At 65.8% G+C, this 22,288-nt stretch carries 20 protein-coding genes and 1 riboswitch; of the genes, 5 read left to right on the top strand and 15 right to left on the bottom strand.

Annotation, left to right across the window (positions count from 1 at the left end; all coding sequences use genetic code 11):
* Position 1: 1 nt before the first annotated feature.
* The 4 genes from BEP01S_RS11460 (at position 2) to BEP01S_RS11445 (ending at position 3,339) form a co-directional block, all read left to right on the top strand.
* Entirely contained in the window at positions 2-1,195 is a 1,194-nt protein-coding gene (locus BEP01S_RS11460; RefSeq protein ID WP_062243378.1) for a cysteine desulfurase family protein, read from the top strand.
* Positions 1,196-1,355: 160 nt separating this feature from the next.
* Positions 1,356-2,360, top strand: coding sequence for a universal stress protein (locus tag BEP01S_RS11455; protein ID WP_062243375.1), 1,005 nt, complete (start codon positions 1,356-1,358; stop codon positions 2,358-2,360).
* A gap of 165 nt (positions 2,361-2,525) precedes the next feature.
* A complete protein-coding gene (locus tag BEP01S_RS11450) occupies positions 2,526-2,741 on the top strand; it encodes a hypothetical protein (protein ID WP_157070564.1) in 216 nt (71 codons plus the stop codon).
* Between the two features lie 82 nt (positions 2,742-2,823).
* Positions 2,824-3,339, top strand: coding sequence for a DUF1648 domain-containing protein (locus BEP01S_RS11445; RefSeq protein WP_083532680.1), 516 nt, complete (start codon positions 2,824-2,826; stop codon positions 3,337-3,339).
* An 83-nt stretch (positions 3,340-3,422) separates the two neighbouring features.
* Here the strand turns inward: BEP01S_RS11445 and BEP01S_RS11440 are convergent, their stop codons facing one another.
* From BEP01S_RS11440 to BEP01S_RS11375, 14 genes are all read right to left on the bottom strand, one after another.
* Entirely contained in the window at positions 3,423-4,166 is a 744-nt protein-coding gene (locus BEP01S_RS11440) for a TenA family protein (protein WP_062243366.1), read from the bottom strand.
* 101 nt (positions 4,167-4,267) lie between these two features.
* Positions 4,268-5,137, bottom strand: a complete 870-nt coding sequence (thiD, locus tag BEP01S_RS11435; RefSeq protein ID WP_083532679.1) for a bifunctional hydroxymethylpyrimidine kinase/phosphomethylpyrimidine kinase — start codon at positions 5,135-5,137, stop codon at positions 4,268-4,270.
* Positions 5,134-5,892, bottom strand: a complete 759-nt coding sequence (gene thiE / locus BEP01S_RS11430; protein ID WP_083532678.1) for a thiamine phosphate synthase — start codon at positions 5,890-5,892, stop codon at positions 5,134-5,136. Before thiE ends, thiD begins: the two co-directional genes overlap by 4 nt.
* Positions 5,889-6,803, bottom strand: a complete 915-nt coding sequence (gene thiM, locus BEP01S_RS11425; RefSeq protein ID WP_062243363.1) for a hydroxyethylthiazole kinase — start codon at positions 6,801-6,803, stop codon at positions 5,889-5,891. Before thiM ends, thiE begins: the two co-directional genes overlap by 4 nt.
* A riboswitch (TPP riboswitch) is annotated at positions 6,791-6,909 on the bottom strand. It overlaps the preceding gene by 13 nt.
* 137 nt (positions 6,910-7,046) lie before the next feature.
* Positions 7,047-8,258 carry a sugar ABC transporter permease gene (locus BEP01S_RS11420; protein WP_062243360.1) on the bottom strand — a complete coding sequence of 404 codons (1,212 nt, stop codon included), beginning with the start codon at positions 8,256-8,258 and terminating at the stop codon, positions 7,047-7,049.
* Positions 8,255-9,079: an ATP-binding cassette domain-containing protein gene (locus BEP01S_RS11415; protein WP_062243358.1), complete on the bottom strand. Its 825-nt coding sequence runs from the start codon at positions 9,077-9,079 to the stop codon at positions 8,255-8,257. The genes BEP01S_RS11420 and BEP01S_RS11415 overlap by 4 nt, the downstream gene beginning before the upstream one ends.
* A gap of 98 nt (positions 9,080-9,177) precedes the next feature.
* Entirely contained in the window at positions 9,178-10,272 is a 1,095-nt protein-coding gene (locus tag BEP01S_RS11410; protein WP_062243355.1) for a substrate-binding domain-containing protein, read from the bottom strand.
* Between the two features lie 92 nt (positions 10,273-10,364).
* Positions 10,365-11,462, bottom strand: coding sequence for a LacI family DNA-binding transcriptional regulator (locus BEP01S_RS11405; RefSeq protein WP_083532677.1), 1,098 nt, complete (start codon positions 11,460-11,462; stop codon positions 10,365-10,367).
* A 161-nt stretch (positions 11,463-11,623) separates the two neighbouring features.
* Entirely contained in the window at positions 11,624-14,203 is a 2,580-nt protein-coding gene (locus BEP01S_RS11400) for a GNAT family N-acetyltransferase (protein ID WP_062243351.1), read from the bottom strand.
* Positions 14,200-15,705: a lysine N(6)-hydroxylase/L-ornithine N(5)-oxygenase family protein gene (locus BEP01S_RS11395; RefSeq protein ID WP_062243347.1), complete on the bottom strand. Its 1,506-nt coding sequence runs from the start codon at positions 15,703-15,705 to the stop codon at positions 14,200-14,202. Before BEP01S_RS11395 ends, BEP01S_RS11400 begins: the two co-directional genes overlap by 4 nt.
* Positions 15,702-17,432: a pyridoxal phosphate-dependent decarboxylase family protein gene (locus tag BEP01S_RS11390; RefSeq protein ID WP_306306264.1), complete on the bottom strand. Its 1,731-nt coding sequence runs from the start codon at positions 17,430-17,432 to the stop codon at positions 15,702-15,704. The genes BEP01S_RS11395 and BEP01S_RS11390 overlap by 4 nt, the downstream gene beginning before the upstream one ends.
* Positions 17,433-17,854: 422 nt before the next feature.
* Positions 17,855-19,381 (bottom strand): IMP dehydrogenase, encoded by a 1,527-nt coding sequence (gene guaB / locus BEP01S_RS11385; RefSeq protein WP_062243344.1) that lies wholly within the window; start codon positions 19,379-19,381, stop codon positions 17,855-17,857.
* A gap of 178 nt (positions 19,382-19,559) precedes the next feature.
* Positions 19,560-20,222 carry a GntR family transcriptional regulator gene (locus tag BEP01S_RS11380; RefSeq protein ID WP_062243341.1) on the bottom strand — a complete coding sequence of 221 codons (663 nt, stop codon included), beginning with the start codon at positions 20,220-20,222 and terminating at the stop codon, positions 19,560-19,562.
* Between the two features lie 9 nt (positions 20,223-20,231).
* Entirely contained in the window at positions 20,232-21,320 is a 1,089-nt protein-coding gene (locus BEP01S_RS11375; protein WP_062243338.1) for a pseudouridine synthase, read from the bottom strand.
* A gap of 155 nt (positions 21,321-21,475) precedes the next feature.
* Between BEP01S_RS11375 and BEP01S_RS11370 the strand changes: the two genes are divergently transcribed.
* Positions 21,476-21,928: a hypothetical protein gene (locus tag BEP01S_RS11370; RefSeq protein WP_157070563.1), complete on the top strand. Its 453-nt coding sequence runs from the start codon at positions 21,476-21,478 to the stop codon at positions 21,926-21,928.
* A 151-nt stretch (positions 21,929-22,079) separates the two neighbouring features.
* Here the strand turns inward: BEP01S_RS11370 and BEP01S_RS16835 are convergent, their stop codons facing one another.
* Complete coding sequence (locus BEP01S_RS16835) at positions 22,080-22,274, bottom strand: hypothetical protein (RefSeq protein ID WP_157070562.1); 195 nt, start codon at positions 22,272-22,274, stop codon at positions 22,080-22,082.
* Between the last annotated feature and the right edge of the window lie 14 nt (positions 22,275-22,288).

The following is a 22,288-nucleotide window of genomic DNA, read 5'->3' as shown; positions in this document are numbered from 1 at the left end:
GATGACCGGGCGCCTCTACCTCGACACCGCGGCCGCGGCCCCCGTGCGCAGGGAGGCCCTCGAAGCCGCTTGGCCGTATCTGGCCGGGGCGTTCGGCAACCCGTCGAGCCACCACGAATTCGGGCGCGGGCCCGCCGAAGCCCTCACCGATGCCCGTGCTCGCGTGGCGAAGGTGCTGGGAACGAGGGCCACGGACATCACGTTCACCAGCGGCGGCACCGAGGCGGACAACCTCGCAATCATCGGCATGGCCCTCGGCGCTCGGACTCAGAGTCGAGCTCAGGCCCAGGGCCGGGCTGGGACCGTGGCGCCGCCTCGGCGACATATCGTCACTTCCCCCATCGAACACGAAGCCGTACTCGCCTCGGTGGAGTTCCTGACCCGCGTCCACGGATTCACCGTCACCGAGGTGGCCCCGGCCTCCGATGGGACAGTGACCCCCGAAGCCCTCACAGCAGCGATCCGCCCGGACACCGTGCTCGTGAGCTTGGGATATGCGAACAATGAAATCGGCACCGTTGCGGACATTCCGACCCTCGCCAGACTCGCCCATGAGGACGGTGTCCTCTTCCATACAGACGCCGTGCAGGCCGCCGGTTGGCTGCCGCTGTCGGGCCTCGGCGCCGATGCGCTCACCCTGGCCGGGCACAAGGTCGGTGCGCCGAAGGGCATCGGGGTGGCCGCGATTCGCGCCCGCGTGCCCGTCGAACCGCTCATCCACGGCGGCGGGCAGGAGTCGGGGCGCCGGTCGGGCACGGAGAACGTGGCTTTGGCCGTTGCGTTCGCCACGGCCCTCGAACTCGCCGAGGCGGAGCGGGTCGAAGCCGCCGCTCGCGTCCGGGCCATCCGCGATGAGTTCATCGCCGCGGTCCTGGCCGCGGTTCCGGGAGCCTTCCTCACGGGCAGCCCGGATGCGCGGACACCGAACCATGCCTCGTTCTGCTTCCCGGACACCTCCGGAGAGGCCGTGCTCCTCGAACTCGAGCGCCTCGGTGTCACAGCCTCGAGCGGATCGGCCTGCGCGGTCGGTTCCGATGAGGCCTCGCATGTGCTCACGGCTCTGGGCATCGACGCCGAGGTCGCTCAGACGAGCGTGCGCTTCACTTTTCCGGCCTCCATCACCGACGAACAGGGCCGCCGAGCTTCAGAGATGCTCACAACGGCGGCTTCCCGCCTCACACAGCGCTATGCCTGAGGCTGAGCTCGCGGCGCTGGGCGCCACCGACCAGCATCTATTTTTCTACATACTGTAGAAAACTTGTGTAGACTGGAGGCAGGCGAGGACGGGCTCGGCTGCCGCTGACTTCTTTCTCGTCGTTTCCTCAGTGATTGACATTGACAGAGAACGGACGATCATGAGTCACGAAGTCTCCACCCCAACAGATAGCGTCTCCTACGATCTTCCCGAAGGCGATCTGGGAATCCTCGTCGGTTTCGACGGCTCCGCGAACTCGGTTCGAGCCCTCGAGTACGGTGCCCGACTGGCCCTGCGCCGAAAGACGAAGCTGACCGTCGTCATGACCTACAAGGTTCCGGTCAACTTCTATGCCACCTATGCGGCGATCCCGGCCGTGCCCGAGTACGAGTATCGCCGACGCGATGCCGAGCAGACGCTCGACCGAGCGCGCGAACTGCTCGAGGACTTTCCCGGCGTGTCCGCTGTGGCCACCGTCGAAGGCGATTCGGTGGGGGCACTGGCTAAGATCACCGAACGAGCCCAGACTGTCATCGTCGGAGCACGAGGACGCGGAGGGTTCCTCGGGCGCGTCCTCGGCTCCGTCGCCGCCGCCCTTCCCGCACATGCCAAATGCCCGACGATCGTCATCCCCGGAGACGAGGACGAAGCCGAGCCGCTCTCTGCGCTCGACCTCGATCCCAGACCGAACGAAGCACCGGTGTTCGCCGGTGTCGATGGTTCGCAGCTCAGCCGCATCGCCGCTCTTGCGGCAGCTGAGATAGCCTCCGAGGCCGAGACCGCACTTTCACTGGTCACCGCGCTGCACCCGCTGGACGAATCCATCCTCTGGTATGGGGGAGCCAGCGCTGCCATCCCGGAAGTGACCCATCAGATGAGGCAGGAACTCGCCGACCACCTCGATGCCGAGGTCGCCTGGGTGAAGCGACACTTCCCCGATCTGCAGGTCGAGGGCTCAGTTCGAGTCGGCCAGCCGGACCAGGTGCTGGAAGAGGCCAGCCACCGCGGCCAGCTGACCGTCGTCGGCTGTCGCGGACGCGGCGGGCTGCGCAGCGCGCTCCTCGGTTCGACCTCGCGCTCACTTCTCCACCACATGGCAGGCCCCGTCATGGTCGTGCCTCAGCTCGCCGACGACCGTGTGGAGGACGAGCCGGAGACCCGCTGACGGCGCCCTGGACGGGTGCCCGATCATCATCGGTCGGGCACCCGCTCAGCGAGGAATCCTGACTGGTGGTGATGTCCGTCCCATATCCGAGGCTCCCCCTATCTTTATCGGCGTTTCCGGGAGAAAATGGGGTCAAGCATTCGCATCGGGTGTGAGGGGGCCACCATGGATCTGCTGATTCTATTCATGATTGCCGTGATGTTCTCGACGATCGTATTCTTCATCGGGCGATACGCCTGCCCGAAACACGACCGCGTCCCCCTCATGGAAGTCGACCATGTGCTGCTGTGGACCACGCTGCGTCGCGGTTGGCATGCGCTCGGGGCGTTCGGTCCGCTCACATACTATCCAGAGGATCCCTCGGAATCTTCACGGGCCTGATCCCGGTCGTCGCAGCTGTCGAACGCCCGCGGCCCCTATGACAGAGGGCGTGGGCGACTTCCCATGTTGTTAGAGTGGCAGGGTGACTTCCTCTCCGAATCCCCGCCGGTCCCCGATGGCAGACTTCGCCGCGCTCGTGTTCGCGGTCCTCTCGATCCTCGTGTTCATCGGATCCGCCATCTGGTTCTGGGTGCAGGCTCCGGAGACTGTGGCCAGCCATTTCGACGCGTCGGGGCAGCCCGATGATTGGTCGTCGAAGGCGAGCACGCTGGGCTGGCTCGTGCCGATCGGAGTGGGAATCCCCGTGCTCTTCTCGATCCGGTGGATCTGGGAGAAGCTGCCCGCCTCCATCGTCAACATCCCGTTCAAGGACTACTGGCTGAACAACGGTGAGCGCGCCTACCTCTATGACTGCCTCATGCAGTTCATGCGCTTCACCGGTGGCGCCTTGGCGCTGCTGCTGACGTCGGTGCTTGTGATGGTCATGCGCGAAGGGCGCGGGGCGACGGGGATGACGTTCCTTCCCACGGGTGTCTTCCTCATCATCACCGCCGCGGCCCTGATCAACCTCGTCCGCCGGCTCCGCCCGCCGAGGTGACCCAGCACAGCGGGCCGGCCTCGGCGCAGCGGCGGCGATCCGGTTCAGCGCCGTCGTGGCAGCGGCGGTCTCAGCAGCTTCCCTCAGACGCTCGCAGCGCCCTGCGGCAGGAACACGGAGGCGTCCCAGTTCTGCATCGCATGTGCCGAGGCCCAGAAGTGGAGTTCGAAGACGCAGGCCTGCTCGAAGGCGGCGCGCATGCGGGCGGCTTCCTCGCTCGGGGCCTTCGCGAGCTCCTGTTCGAGGATCTGCACGGCGTGGCGGGTCGATTCGTCGAAGTCGGGAGAGTCGTAGGTCTGCACCCAGGTGCGGTAGGGGTGGTCGTCGGCCATCTGCCCGGCCCGGTCGACAAGCACCTTGCCCATATGGGCGTACACCCAGAAGCAGGGCAGCACTGAGGCCACGCCTTCGCCGTAGGCTCGGCTGGCGGCGTTGGCGACGAGGAAGGACACGTAACCCAGCGTCGTCGGGGAGGCCTTGAAACGGGAGCCTTCCGCGGTGAGCTCCTCCAGCGCCGAGGCGAGTCGGGCGTCGGCGAGCAGCTCTGCGTGCATCTCCTCTTCGACGGTGATCGCCTCGGCGGCAGATCCGGCCCAGAATCGGGATTCTTCACGGTCGACGGTCTTCGCGGCCAGGAACGACATGGCCTTGGCATATCCGTTCAGGTAGAGGCTGTCCTGCGAGATGTAATTGACGAAGGCCTTCGGATCGAGGCTGCCGTCGGCGAGCTGGGCGAGGAACGGCAACTCTTCGATCTGCTTTACGATGGGACCGACGCGGTCCCACAGCTGGGTGGTCAGTGGGCCGGCGGTAAAGGTGACGGTCATGGGAACTCCCTTGTGCTGGTGTGACGTGGTGATTCGTATGACGTGGTGGTTCGAGTGAGTTGGCGGTTCCGGTGAGGTGGTGGTCAGGCGGGATGGATACCTCAGGCGGGTCGACCGCTGACGATGTCGACCTGGTGGTCGACCGGTCCGTGGGCGCCCTCCGGATTCAGGCTCAGCTGCCAGTCCGCAGCCGAGGTGAGAGCGCGAGCAAGATAGTCGAGGGCATTGCCGACGGCCTCGCCGAGGATGTCCGACCCGATCTCTGTGTGTTCGCGGCCGAGGACGGCCACCTCGGCGGTGATCGCGGCTGACAGGGTGCACCCAGTTCCGTGCGTGTTCATCGTCGTCACGCGGGGGTGGGTGAACTCGCGAACCTGGCCGTCGGCGGTGGCGAGGATATCGATGACTTCGTCATCGCTGCCGTGTCCGCCCTTGAGCAGGACCGCTCCGGGCCCGCGTTCGAGCAGGCGCCGGGCCTGGTCACGCATGGCTTCAGTCGTCTGCGCTTCAGGTTCGTCGTCGGAGATCAGCAGGGCCGCCTCGGGGAGGTTGGGGGTGATGAGGTCGGCGACGGGCAGCAGGTGGGTGCGCACGGCGTCAACGGCATCGGTCTCGAGGAGGCGGTGGCCGGAGGTCGCGATCATCACAGGGTCGACGGTATAGAAGCCGAGCCGACCTTCGGCGGCGCGATCGACGACGAGTTCGACGAGGTCACGGCTGCCGAGCATTCCCGATTTCGTCGCATCGACGGGCAGGTCGCCGAGCACGGACTCGAACTGATCGGCGACGAAATCGACGTCGATCGGATAGACCCGGGACACACCGTGCGTGTTCTGCGCGACGAGAGCAGTGATGACGGTCGTGCCCATGGTCTTCCGCGCGGTGAAGGTCTTGAGGTCGGCATGGATTCCGGCGCCGCCGGAGGGATCGGTGCCGGCGATGGACAGGGTGATCGGCGGGCGGGTCGTCACTGTGCACTCCCGGTGAAAGCGGCGAGCAGCTCCTCGGCCGCAGTCTTCGGATCGTCAGCGATGCAGATCGCCGAGACCACGCAGATCCCGATCAGCCCACGTCCCTTCAGGTCAGGGGCACGATCGGCGTTGATGCCGCCGATCGCGACCGCGGGGATGTCCGCTTCTGCCACCAGTTCGCGGAGACGGTCCGGTCCGATTCCGTCGGGGGCGTCTGCTTTCGTGGAAGTGTCAAAGACCGGCCCGATGCCGACGAGGTCGACGACTCCGGAGTCGCGGGCGGCGGCGAACTCGTCGCTGTTCGCGGCCGAGAGACCGATGAGCGGTTCCGCACCCAGGGCGGCGCGCACCTCGGCGACGGTGGTGTCAGTTTGGCCGACGTGGATGTGCACGTTCTCGCCTTCGTCGATGAGGCGGCGGGCCACCTCGACGCGGTCGTTGAGGACGACGGGGACCGTGCGGTCGGTGTCGCGGGTGGCGGCTTCGACGGCGGCGATGACTTGGCGGGTGAGCGAGTAGAAGTCACCGTCGTCGATGTCTTTGTCGCGGACCTGGACGATGCCCACTCCCCCGGCGACGGCGGCCTGCACGGTCTCGGCGACGCTGCGACCGGCGGCCTCGCATTGCGCCGAGTCGGTGACGAGGTAGAGGCGCGTGTCGATTCCGGCGAAGCGGTCGGTCGAGCCGTCTCGGTCGTTCACGGTCGCGCCGTCGTCGGCCGAGTTGTCAGCGATGTGGGCGGATCCGGCGGTCATGCCTGGACGCCTTCGCCGGCGGTGAGCGTGTCGAGGCCGATTCTCGCCTGCGCGAGTCGGTCACCGTCGACGGTGTGGAGCGCGTCGAGGAAGTTCACCGAGTAGCTGCCCGGACCCTTCGCACCATCGGCGGCGAGTTCCCCGGCGACCGCGAAGTGGGCGTGGGCGGCGACGACGGCTTCGAACTTCGCCGAGGCGGCCCCACCGTTCGCGGACTGCTCGGGGGCGCTGATTGCTGAGACGTCGGCGTCGGGGTCGGCCAGTCCGGCACGGGCGGCGGCCAGGTATGCGACGGTGACGGCGCCGAGTGAGCAGCCGGTGCCGATGACCAGCGGCATGAATTCGTGTCCGCCGGAGATCCGGGCGACGTGATCGGTGCCGTCGATGTGGGCGACGACGGCGTCGGTGGGTCCGGAGACCGCGACGATCGCGCCGGTCTTTCGCGACAGTTGAGCCGCGGCGGGAAGGACGGCATCGACTTCATCGGTGGATTCGACTCCACGACCACCGAGTCCGACTCCGGCGAGTGCTGCGATCTCGGAGGCGTTGCCGCGGATGGCAGTCGGGTGATCGGCGGCGGCACGGCGGATGCGGGAGGTGCGGAAGTCGACGGCGCCGACGCTCACGGGGTCGAGGACCCAGGGCTTGCTGGCGGCGTTCGCGACGTCGATGGCTGCGTCGGCGGCGAGCAGCTGATGGTTCGAGGCGGTTCCGAAGTTGACGAGGATTCCGCTGGCGATTCCGGCGAACTGTCCGGCGTCGGCTTCGTGGTCGAGCATCGCCGGGGAGGCGCCGATGGCCAGGAGCACGTTCGCGCTGAACTGCTGCACCACGGTGTTCGTGATGCACTGGATGAGTGGATTGCTTGCGCGCAGTCGCGCATTGGCAGAACGCAGGTCGAAGTCAACCATGACGATCCCTTCGCTAGTATGGCCCAGATCAGGTTCGATGGGTGTTCTCTCAGCCTCGCCGATCTCCGCCTGAGCGGATCGTCATGAGGCACCCCATGTCATTGGCTCCGACTGTATCAGCCCGGTCGGACACGGGCGACTCCTCCATCCAGCAGAACCGCCGAGCGGACCCCGTCGCGGCGAAACCACCTCCGGTTCAGGGTGGTTTCGCCGCAACGGGGTCCGCTGAGGGAAGAGCAGCCGCTACCCCCGCCCGACGTACCTCTGTCCGCGGCGGCTGAGCGCATCGATGACGACGGCGGTGAGCAGGACGAGTGCGGTGATGATCTGCTGCGCATCGGAGTTGAAGCCGATGAGGTAGAGACCGTTGTTGATCGCACCGACGACCAGGGCACCGAGCACAGCGGCCCATGCGGTTCCGCGACCGCCGAACAGCGAGGTGCCGCCGATGACGGCTGCAGCGATCGCGTTGAGCAGGTCCTGCGTGCTCACCAGCGTCGATCCCGCATTCGTCGTCACACCGGTCTTGATGAACCCGAACAGTGCGGCCAACACTCCGGCTGCCATGAACACGCTGATGCGCACCCAGGTCACGCGGATGCCGGCACGCCGGGCGGCTTCGACCTTGCCGCCGACGGCGTAGATGGAACGACCGTAGCGGGTCTTGCGCAACACGAGGTCGATGATGATCGCAATGACGATCATGAGGAAGAACGGCATCGCCAGACCGAAGTCCTGATTGACGAGGATGAGGAATCCGAACACGATGGCGGCCAGCAGCACGATGCGCACGATCACCGACGCCCAGCTCGGGGCGCTGAGGCCTTCGCGGTGGCGGCGCAGCTTCGAATAGATGATGCCGCCGCCGAAGCCGATGATCGCAATCGCTCCGAAGATATAGGCCCAGATCGCCGGGAAGTAGAAGCTCGCGAAGTCGAAGGCGAAGGTGTCCGACATCGACAGGTTCTTCTGTGTGCCCAAGGTCGTCAGGGTCAGACCGGTGAATGCGAGCAGACCAGCCAAGGTGACGACGAACGCCGGGATGCCGACGACGGCGAAGAACCAGCCTTGGATCGCGCCGACGACCAGACCGAGCAGCAGCATGATGATCAGCGCCATTGCCGGGGGCACACCCTGCCTGACGACGAGGACACCGAGCAGCGAAGCGGCCAGACCGCCCAACTGCGCCAGAGACAGGTCGATCTCGCCGAGGAGCAGGATGAGGTTGATGCCCAGAGCAAGGATCGCGAGGAACGCCACCTGGGTGGAGAGATTGACGAGGTTGGCCGGCGAGATGAAGTTGGAATCGGCCGACTGGAAGACGATGACGATGACGATGAGGGCGAAGATGACGGGGAACGAACCCAGCTGCCCTTCTTTGACCCGTCTGACGAACGTCCCGACGATGCCTTCGGACGAGATCCGCTCATCGGTGATGAAGGAGTTGCGGGTCATCGGCGCTCACCCCTCCGTGCGGCGCGTTTGGTCACGACATTGTCGCTGGCTCCGGTGATCGCGGCGACCAGCACGTCCGTGCGTTCGTCTCCGGGGAAGTCACCGGCGTCCTTGCCCAGGCGCAGCACGTGCACCCGGTCGCACACGGCCTGCACATCGGCCATATTGTGGCTGACGAGCAGCACGCCGAGGTCGCGTTCCTTGAGCCGTTCGATGAGATTGAGCACCTCGGCCGTCTGGGCGACACCGAGGGCCGCCGTCGGCTCGTCGAGCATGACCAGCGAAGGATCGCCGAGGAGGGACCGGGCGATGGCGACCGTCTGACGTTGTCCGCCGGACAGTGCCGCGATCGGTACGCGCACGCTCGGGATCTTCGCCGACAGGCTGCGCAGCAGCTCCCAGGATCTGGCTTCCATGGCCACCTCGTCGAGGACTCCCCCACGGGTCTTCTCGTGCCCGAGGAACAGGTTGGCGACGACGTCGAGGTTCTCACACAGAGACAGGTCCTGGAACACGGTGGCCACTCCGGCCCTCTGCGCGTCCTTCGGGGAGGAGAACTTCTGCGATGTCCCATTTATGATGAGTTCGCCCTCATCGGCGGCGTGGACTCCGGCGATGACCTTGATGAGTGTCGATTTGCCGGCGCCGTTGTCGCCGACGAGGCCGACGACTTCGCCGCGACCGACGCTGAGATGGATGTCGGTCAGCGCTTGGACGGCGCCGAACCGTTTGTTGATTCCGCGCAGTTCGAGCACCGGCTCGCTGTCGCTGCCCGGCGTCCGCGTCGCCGCAGCTGCCGGTTCGGGTGTCTCTGGTGTCATCTGTTCCTACTTGTCGCAGTCGTTGACCCCGGCGGCCGGCGACCGGTGATGGTCGCCGGCTCGAGGTCGGTCACGTCAGATCATGAACGCTCACGCGCTCACTTCACGCCGGCATCGGCGCAGAGCTTCTCCACCTTCCCGGTGCAGATGTCCTCGGCCTTGATCTGATCACCGACGATGTCCTTGATGGTGTCGGTGGTGACGACCTTGGCTTCAACGAAGTCCGTGGGGGTGTCCTTGTAGGTCGTTCCTGCATCGACTTCCTCGCCCGCGGCCAGAGCCACGGCGGCCTTGGCTGCGAACTCGGCCTGCGGCGGAATCGACTTGTAGATCGTGGCGTACTGGTCACCTTTGAGGATGTTCTGCAGACCGTCCACCTCGGCGTCCTGACCGGTCACGACGAGATCGACCTTGGCCTTCTTCGTCGCGGCGATGACACCGCCGGCGGTGCCGTCGTTGGCCGCGTAGATCGCGATCGGCTTCTCACCCTTGCCCTGCAGCTGACCCTCGACCCACTGGCGTGCGTCGTCGGGGTTCCAGTCGAGGGTGTCGTGGCTGGCGGCGATGTCGACGCCGGCACCCTTGAGGGTCTCTTCCGCACCGGCCTTGAAGTCCGCGGCGTTCGGGTCCTTCGGGTCGCCGTTCACCATCCAGACCGGTCCCGACTTCGGGTCGACTCCAGCTTCCTTGAGCCCGTCGAGGACGGCCTGGCCCTGCAGGTTGCCGATCTTCTTGTTGTCGAACGAGGTGTAGTAGGCCGCACCTTCGAAGAAGCGGTCGTAGGAGATGACCGGGATCTTCTTCGCTTCGGCCTTCGAGAGCGCAGAGGAGACGGCGGAAGCGTCGACGGGGTCGAGGACGATGGCGTCGACACCCTCGGTCACGGCGGCCTCGACCTGTTGCTGCTGCTGAGTCGCGTCCTGATTGGCGTTGCGGTATTCGACCTTCGCGTCTGGGTCGGCCTCTTTGACGTACTTCTCGAAGTTCGGCTTGTCGAGCGACTCGTACCGGGTGGTCTTCGACTCGGGCAGCAGCAGTGCGATCGTGACATCTCCGTCACCGCCGGATCCGCTGTCGGCCTCGTCGTTTCCCTGGCCTTTCTGGTTGCCGCAGCCGCTGAGTGCAAGAGCACCGATCGCGACCGAGGCACCGAGGAGCGCCAGCTTCTTGTGGGAGTCAAGGTTGTGCCTCATTGTGAACCTTTCAATCTTTCTGACAACGTTGTCAGGCTGTTGAATATGATTCGCCGAACGTCGCCTGCTGTCAACTGTTTCGTCAAAAGTTTTCAGCGGGTGTCGGGAGGCTCCTCACCGCTGCCGCGAGCGATGACACAGAGCGCGTTGTCGAATTCCGGCATACCGTCATCGACGCGTTCGCGCCCGGTCGTCTCCGCCGGATGCGGATTCCCACCTTCGCCGAGGCGGCCCTCTCCTCCCCCGGAATCGGTGGGTTCCGCGCCGGACCGGAGTCGTCGGACCGCCTCGGCGGCGAGGGATTCGACGTTGCGATCGACGACGGTGACGTCGAGGAGTTCGGCGGTGGGGAAATCGTCGATGCCGACCAGGGCCGGCCATTCGCCGAGGCGGCGGCAGGCGTCGATGGCACCTTGAGTCACGGTCGCGGACAGGGTGATGAGTGCGCTGGGGGCGCTGCGCGAGCCCAGCCAGGCGGCGACGACGTTCTTCGCGCTGGCTTCGTCGTGGGCGTCTTCGCGCATATAGGCGCGCCACCCGACGCCGCGGCGGCCGGCGATGGCGTCCCGGATTCCCTGCAGCCGGCGGGTGGTGATGAGGCTGGGCGAATGGTCGCCGATGACGCCGAGCGCCATGTGTCCGTGGGCGAGCAGCTGTTCGGCCGCGAGGCGCCCCGCTTCATGGTCGTCACCTGCGAAGACGCTGATCCCTGGGCCGCCTACCGCAGGGTCGAGGGCGACGATTCGGATGCCCGGCGCCGAGGCGGCTCGTGCGTAGGTCTCGGCCGCCTCGGGGTGGGCGCGGATGACGATGATCCCGGTCAGGTCGTTGGCGAGGCATTCGTCGAGGAAGGCTTCCTCTCGGTCGGGATCGTCGCCGACGACTGTCACCACCGGGCGCAGGTCGAGGGCGGCGAGTTCGGCTTCGACAGCGGCGAAGGCACGGGCTTGGAAGGCGTCCCCCGCGTCGGAGAGGACGACGCCGATATAGGGTGAGCGGCCTCCGGCGCGGAGTCGGCGGGCCGTGGAATTGAGGCGGAATCCGAGTTCTTCTGCGGCGGCTTCGACCTTCTCCGCGGTTGAGGCGGCGACGTGCTTTTCGCCGTTGAGGACGCGGGAGGCGGTTTTGATGCTCACACCGGCGCGTTCGGCGACCGTGGCCAGAGTTGGCCGATCGTTTCGCTTCGCCATGTGCGCACCTTTGAGTCTGCGGACCGGTTCGTGACTCTGCGCATCGACGCGCAGGCAACCGTTGGAATGATACTAACCGGTGGGCATGAGGGATGAACGCACTCGCCGAGGCGGGACATCCTTCCGGAGTCCCACCTCGGCGAGGTTGTCGTCGGCTCGGCTCAGCGGGCCACGGGGTTGGGCATGGTGCCGGCGTAGAGCAGCGATTCGGCTTGATTGCCGATGTCGACCATCTGCTTCGTGTTCTTCAGCTGCAGTCGGTTGAGGCACGAATGAGCGAAATGATCGGCGCGCAGATCAACGTCACCGCTGACCCCGCGTGCGGACTCCGGGTGCTCTGCCTCGTAGTCGTCGAGGGTCTCGGCGACGATCGCCCAGAACCGATCGGCCGGCAACAGTCCATCGGCGTCGAGGATTCCCGACAGGTGCCGCAGCACCCCGTCGAACATGTCGGTGAAGACTGACAGGGCCTTCTCCTCCCCCGACACCACGGCTCGGATGCGTTCGACGTCGGCAGGCAGTTCGCGGTGGCCGAGCACGGCGACTTCCTCACCGCTGTCCTTCATGAATGCCCCGGTCACCGTGTGCTCGTCGAGAATGAGGATGAGGTTCTCCCCGTGCGGCATGAATACGAGATCGTGCGCGAGCAGCGCATGCACGAGCGGTTTCAGGTAGGCCCGCAGGTAGCTGCGCATCCATGCCGCGGCGCTCAGCCCCGAGGCGTTGATCAATTCACTAGCCAAGGACACACCCTGATGGTCCCGGTGCAGCAGCGCGGCCATCGTGATGAGCCTCTGACCTGGAGCGATCTGCTCGATGGGGTTCTCCCGCCATAGGGCGGCGAGCATCTTCCGGTGCGGGTTCGTCTCCTTCGTCCGGTGGTAGACATCGCCGGTGTAGCCGAGTGCGGCACGCTCCCGCAGCACTCGGAATCCGGTCGCGGCGAAGGTGTCATCGGCGGAGATGAGGTTCGCGACCCAGTCGTTGATGGCCGGAGTGTCGCGCATGTACTTCGGCGACAGCCCGCGCAGGAATCCCATGTTCTGCACGGCGAGCGCGACCTTGACGTACGGCGCTCCGGTCCGCGAGTGGTTGAAGAACGTGCGCAGGGACTGCTGCGCCTGATGCTTATCAAGCCCCTCCCCGAGCGGCAGCAGATCACCTCGGGCGATGTCCGCGGCGAAGGTGATCGACAGTCGATGGTCGGCCTGCCACGGGTGGATCGGCATGAGGTGGAAATCCGCTGGGTCCTGTCCCGCCGCCCGGATCCGGGAACCGAAGAGGTCCCGTTCGGCTTCGCTGAGCGCCTCACCGAGGTGGCTCTCCTCATCGAGTCCAACGCCCAAAGAGAGATGGCTGAGTTCGCGCCTCACCGCCACCCATTCGATGCGATTGAGTTCGCCGTTCTCCGGTGCCCATGTGCGGAAGTCGCTGAGGCCGAATCCGATGCGGCCGTTGTTCGCGAGGAACCCGGGGTGGCCTTCGGTCATGGCCGCCTCGGTGGTCTGGAAGTCCGCATCGGCGAGCGTCCGTGCATCCGGCCTGCGACCGGCTCGGGCGTCTTCGAGTTTGAAAGCGGCCCCGGCCAGGGTCGACGCGAGTTCCTCGAGGTAAGTGGAGATGAGGTCCTCGGGGATGGAGAGTGCGTCTTGGAGTTCGACGACGAGTTCCTGCGCGTCGAGCGGAACCTCGGTTCCGTCGCGCCACCGGGTGATGCTGGTTTCGTCGATGACCCAGTGTTCGAGCGGCAGCACGCGAGCGGTGAATGTGTACCGGCTGGCTCCGTCGATGTTCAGTTCCCAAGTCTGGCCTTCACCATTCGCCGAGGCGACTCCCCCATCCGCATGTGCGCTGCCGTTCGCGGCAACTCCCTCACTTTCGCCGACGGTCACCGGTTGGATGAGTCGTTCGTGGGCGAATTCGGACAGGGCTTTGGCGACGAGGTGGCGCTGCACGACGGCGAACGCATCAGAGTTGAGATGGGCGTACGGGGCCGGCGGCGTTGCGGCTCTCCGGCTCGAGCGTGGCTCGTTGGACCGCTGGTCACTATCCGATTCCCCGTTCTCAGCGACGAGCGATGCTCGTGCTCCGGCCGTGACGAACGGTGCCAATGCACTGGCCTCGAAATCTGCGCGGGTGCATACGCTGACGAGCGCGAGTTTCTCGATCTCGCCCATCATGATAGTCGCCTCGGTGATGGGGGTGAAACCGGCGGCCCGGTTCTTCTCGATGATCGCGTCGTTACGCGCATCGGGTTCGACGACGACGCGCTCGGCGCCGCGTCCTCCCCGGTCACTGGGCTTCAGACAGAAGTCGATGACCTCCGCCATGATCCGGTCGGTGAGTCCGTGCACGGCGGGTCCTGCCGGTGGCGCGACGAGCAGGTGCATCCCGATGTCGCCGGGCTCGGTGGCCAGGACGTTCTGCGGGATGAGGCTGTCGGGCGTGTAGGTCTCGACGTAGAAGCAGTCGATTCCGTCGACGGATCCGACCCAGCCGGCATCATCTGCAGAGTCTCGAATGCCCTCGAGGTAGGTCCGGATTTCGGCCTCGTCGAGGTCGGTCATCATCCAATAGTGGGCGCGCGGATGGGTGAGCCATTCGTGGATTCGGGCGGCGTCGCGGTCGACGTCGAGCGGGCGGATGGACACTGTCGCCGAGGCGGCCGTGAGCTTTACGTCCGCGTTCGGCGTCGTGCCGTTGACGGGAGCAGTCGGTTCGGTGATGAGTTCGGTGGTCATGCGTGTGACATCTCCTTGGAGTCGTCGAGTGCGAAGGTGGCGGAGTCGACCTCGGAATCAGCGTCGGTCGAGCCGGCCCGGGTATTTCCATTGGTCGAGTTCGCAGCTGCCAGAGTGGAGGCATAGGATTCGTCGGCCGGCACTCCGAAGGTCTGGAAGGCGATGGTCCGTTCGATCGGATAGGGTTCCCGACCGGTCACCGCGGCAAGAACCACCGAGGCCCGCCAGGGACCGAAGCCGAGGTCAGGTGCGGTGACGCCGTGGGTGTGCTCTTCGCCGTTGAGGACGTGGATGGTGCCCTCGTCGTTGATCGTGTAATGGCGGCTGACGTCGAGGCGGCCGCGGGAGTCCAGATGGATATCGTCGCCGAGGGGGCTGAGAAAGTCCGGCACTTGCGACTTGTATCCGGTGGCTGCAACGACCGATCCGCTTCGTCTGGTGAAGGTCTTGTCCAGTGCGGTGTTGCGGAAGCCGAGCAGAAATTCACCGCTGATCGGATCGATGTCGGCGGTCTCGAGTTCGGCCTCGGAGATGAGGTTCGTCAGCAGTTCTCGCCCGCCGCGGCTGAGTCGGTAGAGAGTGTCGTGGATGTCGTCGACGAGGTCAGCCGAGATTCCCTTGTACAGAGTCCGCTGTTCACGGCCAACGCGTTCGCGCAGCTCGTCGGGCAGAGCTCGGAAGTGGTCGGTGTATTCCGGGGAGGTCATCTCAAGGGTGAGCTTCGTGTACTCCATCGGGAAGAACCGCGGCGAGCGGGTCACCCAGTCCAGGCGTACGCCTCGATCTTCGGCATCGTCGATGAGGTCGCGGTAGATCTCGGCGGCGGACTGGCCGCTGCCGACGATCGTGATCGCACCCGATTCGAGCAGTGCTTCCCGGTTCTCGAGGTAGTCGGCGGTGTGGATGAGCGGCCCCGCAGCAACCGAGCCGCCACCGGCACCTGCATCTGCTGACGATCCAGCGCCATCGGCCTCTCCCCCGAGTCCCCGCAGCGCGGGCGGCAGCACTGGCTGCGTTCCCACCCCGAGGACGAGATGCCGGGCGCGGTAGGTCTCGGTCGTCACGATCGATCCGGAGTCATCGGCCACCTCGGCGAGCGCCGTGAACACACCATCCTCCCTGGTCACGGACACGACGCGACGGTTCCACCGCAGCGTATCCAACTGGGCGGCGACCCACCGGCAGTACTCGTCGAATTCGGCGCGCAGGGGGTAGAACGATTCGCGGATGTAGAACGGGTAGAGCCGCCGGCGCTCCTTGAGGAAGTTGAGGAACGAGTACGGCGAGGTGGGGTCGGCCATGGTGACGAGGTCGGCGAGGAACGGAACCTGGATGGTCGAGCCTTCGATCATCATGCCCGGATGCCAGCGGAATTCGGGCCGCTGGTCGAGGAAGATCGCATCGACGTCGTCGAGGGGTTCCGACAGTGCGGCCAGGCCGAGGCCGAAGGGGCCGATGCCGACGCCGAGGATGTCGTGGATGTGCGTGGAATCTGCGCTCATGATGCGCCTCCTTCTGTTACGGCGCCCTGGATGTCTGCGGTGCCCTCGAGATCTCGGCCGGCGAGGATGCCATGGCCGGTCGCGCGGACGAGATCGAGCACAGCGGTGATGTCATCGATGCTGGTGTCGGGGTTGAGCAGGGTGAGTTTGAGCCACGGTGTGCCGTCGATGACGGTGCGGGCGATGGCAGCTCGGCCGGAGCGGAAGAGGACGCGGCGGATGAGCGGCACGAGTTCGTCACAGGTGGCCCGGTCCGCGTTCGACGGGGTGAATCGGAAGAGCACCGTGGACAGGTCCGAGGCGCCGAGCACCTCGAAATCCGCCTGGTCATCGAGCAGTGCCCGGACGTCGGTCGCGAGGTCACAGACGGCGTCGATCATCACCCCGATCTCGCCTGCCCCACGGGCGCGCAGCGTGGTCCACAGTTTGAGGGCGTCGAAGCGTCGGGTGGTCTGCAGGGACTTGTCGACCTGGTTCGGTTCGGCGTCGGCGGCCTGTGCTTCGGCTTCGGGGTTGAGGTAGTCGTGGCGGTGAATCGTCGGCGCGAACAAGCTCGCGTCCCTGATCAGCAGGGCCGAGGAGGACACGGGCTGGAAGAACGTCTTGTGGAAGTCAATGGTCACCGAGGTAGCCCCGGAGATCCCGTCGAGCAGGTGGGCGCGAGCTGGGGCCCAGAGCAGACCGCCGCCGTACGCGGCATCGACGTGCAGCCACACATTCGCCGAGTCGCAGACCTCGGCGATGGTCTTCAATGGGTCGATGACTCCGAGGTCGGTGGTTCCGGCGGTGGCGACGACGGCCATGGAAACCTGGTCGCTCGCTTCGATGGCGAGCAGGCTCGCGTTGAGGGCTTCGGCGTCCATCCGGCCGGTCCCGTCGGTCGGGACGGTCACGACCGCCTCGGGGTCGAGGCCGAGGAGGAATGCTGCGCGGGACACGGAGAAGTGAGCCTGATCGGTCGCGAGGATCCGCAGCCGGGACAACTGGTCACGGCGGGTGGGCTCGCCCAGGTCAGAGCCGCCTCGGCGAGGTTTCGCGTCATCGGACCCATCACGGTCGGATTCGTCGGCGCGTTCGGCAAGCCCGGCGAGGACGTTTTCGCGGGCGAGGAACAGTGCGTGGAGGTTCGACTGGGTGCCTCCGGAGGTGAAGATTCCGTCGCCGCCGGCGAAGCCGAGGTGGCCGCAGGTCCAGTCGATGAGGCGGCGTTCCATGAGGGTGGCGACCTCGGATTGGTCGTAGGTGTCGACCGAGGTGTTGATGGCTGCGAGCATCGCCTCGGCGGCAACGGCGGGCACGGCGACGGGGCAGTTGAGGTGGGCGACGTAGCTGGGGTGGTGGAACCACACGGCGTTGTCGGCGTAGAGCGCGTCGACTTCGCGCAGGGCTTCGGCGTTGCCGACTCCGGCGGTGTCGAGATCGACGGCGTCGACTGCGGCTTGCAGTCCGGAGCGATCCTTCGCTGAGGCGGCTCGCTCGGTCGTGCGGAATCGTTCGCCGAGTGCGTCGACGACGTTGTGCATGAGCGATGTGTATTCGTCTGCGCTGTGGGCGCCGAGGAGTGCATCGGTGCGGGTCTGGTTCTGGACGTCGGCGAGGGTGGGGTTCGCGACTTCCGGCGCCGCGGTCGGTGCGTTGAGGTCGGAGTTCGTGTGGGGAATTTCGGGGGTCTGAAGGGGTGCTGAGGTGGGTGTCGCTTCGGTGTCGTAGAGCAGAGAAGTCGTCACTGTGAGGTTTCCTCCTTCGATGATGCGCACCGCGAAGCGCGGTTCGCATTAGGGAAACCTACCCTAACTTTCTCTCTTTCCGAAGAGCCTTCGGTCGGGTTCGCTGACTACGGAAGTAGACCCCTGACCCGGGCCGACACTGCCTCTTCCCAGCGCTCATAAGGCAAGGAGCCCGTTCGCACTACGGGTGCATCGGCATGAAAATGAACGCGTGGCATTCGTCACATCAGGGTGTGTCATCCAGCATCGTGAGACAGTCCGGGCGGTCGCAGTCCTCGAGTTCCGGACGCCTCGTGCGGAGTCTCAGCACAAAATCCAGCACGGATCGTCCGGGACTCGCCCCCTACCCACACGCAAGAAGCCGCAGCTCCCGCGCAAACGCGGAAACTGCGGCTTCTCACCGACCAGCGGGAATCCTTACGTCACTTCACGACGTAGTTCGGGGCCTCGACGGTCATCTGGATATCGTGCGGGTGGCTTTCTTTCAGTCCTGCCGTGGTCAGACGGACGAACTTGCCCTTGGCCTTGAGCTCGTCGACGGTGCGCGCGCCGACGTAGAACATCGTCTGGCGCAGACCTCCGGTGAGCTGGTGGGCGACCTGCTTGAGGTGACCGCGGTAGGCGACTCGGCCTTCGATACCCTCGGGGATGAGGTCGGTATCGGTGGCGATATCGGCCTGGAAGTAGCGGTCCTTCGAGTACGACTTGCCCTTGCGCGGAGCCATGGCGCCCAGCGAGCCCATGCCGCGGTAGGCCTTGTACTGTTTGCCGTTGACGAAGATGAGTTCGCCCGGCGACTCGTTGCAGCCGGCCAGCAGGGAGCCGAGCATGACGGTGTCGGCACCGGCGACCAGGGCCTTGCCGATGTCACCGGAGTACTGGAGCCCGCCATCGGCGATGACCGGGACTCCGGCGGCTCGGGCGGCCTGAGCAGCGAGGTGGACGGCCGTGACCTGCGGGACGCCGACACCGGCGACGACACGGGTGGTGCAGATCGATCCGGGTCCCACGCCGACCTTGACGGCGTCGACTCCGGCCTCGACGAGCGCCTGCGCGCCTTCCTTCGTGGCGACGTTTCCGCCGATGATCTGCACGGCGGAGAACGCCGGGTCGGACTTGATCTTCTTGATCATGTCGGTGACTCCGCGGGCGTGGCCGTTGGCGGTGTCGACGACGAGGACGTCGGCTCCCGCCTCGGCGAGCATTCCCGCGCGCTCGTAGGCGTCACCGTAGAAACCGACGGCGGCACCGACGCGCAGGCGGCCTTCGTCGTCCTTGGTGGCCAGCGGATATTCCTCGGTCTTGACGAAGTCCTTGACGGTGATGAGGCCCTGGATGACGTTGTTGTCGTCGACCAGGGGCAGCTTCTCGACCTTATGTTCGGCGAGCAGTTCGAAGGCCTTCTCGGCGGCCACCCCAACGGGCGCGGTGACCAGTGGCATCTTCGTCATCGTCTCGGCGACGGTGCGAGTTGGGAACTCACTGCGGGTGACGAAGCGCAGGTCGCGGTTCGTCACGATGCCGACGAGCACATTGTTCTCATCGACGACGGGCAGTCCGGAGATGCGGTACTTGCCGCAGATCTCGTCGAGCTCTTCGAGCGTCTTGTCCGCGGTGATCGTCAGCGGGTCGTTGATCATGCCCGATTCGGAGCGCTTGACGTAGTCGACCTGGTTCGCCTGATCCTCGGCGGACAGGTTGCGGTGGATGATGCCCAGGCCGCCGATGCGGGCCATGGCGATCGCCATCCGGGATTCGGTCACGGTGTCCATCGCTGCCGAGACGAGCGGAATGTTGAGCTCGATCTCCTTGGTCAGCCGGGAGGCCGTGGAGGCTTCGGAAGGGATGACATCGGTGTCGCCTGGCAGGAGGAGGACATCGTCATACGTGAGTCCCGTCAGCGAGAACGGATCGTTTGCGGCCTGTGATTCCTGCTCAGGGTTTCCCATGAAGACAGCCTTTCGACGCGAAGATACGGTGGCTCAATGCTATCGGAGCCAGAGTCTCGACCGCTATGGGTTCAAGCACCGGGCACTGTGAGACTGGCTACACAGGAAATGCTGTGGGAATAGCGCTAGAGCAGGGCGTTGAGTCGCGTGAACGGCAAAGTGTCCGAACGCCGGCCCCCTAGCGCCCCTCCCCCACGGACCGTGCGAGGTCGAGCGTCGAGGCTTCGGAATCGTCGAGGTGGATGCGCAGCAGTCCTTCGGCGCCCTGGCGATCCCCGGATTTCATCTTCTCGAGGATGTCCCGGTGCGGATTCGCCCAGTGTGAGTGGTATTTGCCGGGTTCGGGCGAGCGCGAGAACGTCGTCGACAGCCGGGCCATGAGGTTGAGGTAGAACTCGTCGAGCAGCGGTGAGCCCAGCAGTCCGACGATCGCCCGGTGGAACGATGCCGAGTGTTCCTGGGCGACAGCCCAGGTTTCGTTCTTCGGTGCGGTTTCGGCTCGGACCACGGAGGCTTCGACGGCGGCCATCGCCTCGTCGGTGGCGTCCTGCGATTCCTGGACGGCGCGGATTTCGAAGACTCGGCGGGCGCGGTAGAGGTCCTTGAGTTCGTCGATGCCGAAGGTGGAGACGAAGAAGCCCCGGTTGGGTTCCTGAGTGAGCAGCCCGGCGTGGCGCAGCAGGCTCAGCGATTCGCGGGCGGTGTTGCGCGAAACGTTGAACTCCTTGGCCAGGGCACCATCGCGGACCGGGCTTCCTGCCGGGTACTCACCGTCGGTGATGCGGGTGCGGACAAGGTCGACGATGGCCTCTGATGTGCATCCGGGGGCGTGTGGACTCATAACACCAGGCTACCGGGTTTCGCCTGGATCGGAGCCGACCGCAGCAGGATCGAGGCCGAGTCCGCTCTCGAATCGTCGGCTCACTCCGGTCAGCGGATCGTCGAATGCGATCTCCGCGGCCAACAGCTGCAGCGGCGACGTGAAGTCGTAGGGGTCTGGCGCGAGGTCGACCGGATAGACCGGATCACCGAGGATGGGCAGCCCGAGCGCGTTCATGTGCACCCGCAGCTGGTGGGTCTTACCGGTGACCGGCTCGAGTTCGTACTCGGCAACCCCTCGCCGAGGCGGCGCTTCGTCCTCGCCCCTTGTTCGATCGCGAGGATCGAGGTCGGAATCCCCTCGCCGAGGCGGCGCACCGACGGCGATGTCCAGTTCAGTCGCGGTGGGGCTGGGTCCAGAGATTGACGGGACGGCGCGCACCAGGCGGATCCGGCTGATCGCGTTCGACTCCCCCGCGACTTCGAGGACTTGGCGTCCTCCGACGGGCTTCACCAGGCGTGATTCACGGACGAGCGGAAACTCCATGTCTGCAGGTGGTGCCGGGGCCAGGGCGCGGTACGTTTTGTGGACCCTGCGGTCTTGGAACAGGCGCTGGTAGCGGCCGCGTGTCTCGGGCCGTTTCGACAGGACGAGCAGTCCGGCGGTGATCCGGTCGAGGCGATGGATGGCGACGAGGTCGGGCTGGTCGAGGTCGACGCGCAGACGGGTGACGACGCATTCGCGGACGAAGCGTCCGTTCGGGGTGCTGGCCAGGAAGTGGGGTTTGTCGACGACGAGCAGGTCCTCATCCTCGAACACGATGCCGACTTCGAAGGGGATTCGTTCTTCGGGCGGGACAGGACGGTGGAAGAAGTAGAACCCGCCGGGGATGACCGGATCGTCCCAGGTCACCGGGTGCCCCGCCTCGTCGCGGAGGTCCCCATCGGTCAGCAGCGCCCGTCGGGATTCGGGGGCCGCCTCGGGGAATTCGGATTCGAGCCATTCCCCGATGGAGTCGGGAACGGGCAGGTGATTCTTGGCGTGAGTGGCCTTGCCACCGGGGGCGCGCAGCGCGGTCGCCGAGATTCCCTCTCGAGGCGGAAGCGGACTGCGGGGCATGGGCCCAGTCTATGCGGTGCCGCCTTCGTCGCGGTCGCGAATGCACTGGCGCGGAACCGCACGAAGTCTGCCGGATACCGCAGATCCGCGGAGGATTCCGCAAAACTCCGAGACGCCTTCGGAATCCCGGCGGATGAGGACCTATGGTGGAACACATGGACCGCATCGAACTTACGCAGGATGTGCTCTGCGAGAAGGTCGTCACGCCGATTGTTCTCGGCATGTTCGCCAACTACGAGTGGGACAGCATCGCGATGCTTCGCGATACCGACGATGAGCGTCGGCTGATCGCGCGGATCGTCGTCGCCGGGGAGGCCATTGAAGTCCTCCTCGATTTCCCCGGAAATGATGAGAGCCTCTATGACATGCAGGAGCGGCTGGTCGAGGAGTTCCGGGCGTTCATCGAAACGTCCGAATTCGGCGCGCGCCGCACTCCGGAGTGGGAAGCCGACTCACTCGCCCTCGAGCAGAAACCCGCTGTCGTCACCCGCATTCCCCGACCGGACTTCGACGGCCCGCCGGACTGCGTACAGCGGCACCTGCGCAACCGCGGCCGGGTCATGCGCGTCGACCGCCGCCGCTGCGTCTCCGCCCACCGCCGCAGCTGAGGCTATCCGTCCCCGCGACTGAGCCTCAACGCGGCTGAGGCGGCTGAGGATCCTGCCTCGGTTCCGCTCACCGCCGCTGGCGGTTCAGCCCGCACGACGGTTCTACACGGTTTCAGCTGAATAGCCCTGTTTCAAACATGGGCTGCTCACCTCAAACTGAGCTGTTCGCCGAGGATTCCTCCGCAGCCTTCTTCGCCTCTGCCCGCTCGAGATTGTCTTCGCCGAGTCGACGGTTGAGCTTGAGCAGCACCATGAGACCGACGATCAGGACGGCCACGACCAGCACCGCGATGCACGCGTAGATGACCATCGACACCAGACTCATCATTCCCACTGTTCCAGCCATCGACGCTATCTCTC

Origin of the sequence: Brevibacterium epidermidis NBRC 14811, from assembly GCF_001570805.1 — a bacterium.
In the GTDB taxonomy this organism is placed as follows: domain Bacteria; phylum Actinomycetota; class Actinomycetes; order Actinomycetales; family Brevibacteriaceae; genus Brevibacterium; species Brevibacterium epidermidis.
The sequence above is the reverse complement of the archived record's forward strand: the minus strand, read 5'-3'. Positions and strand labels throughout refer to the sequence as shown.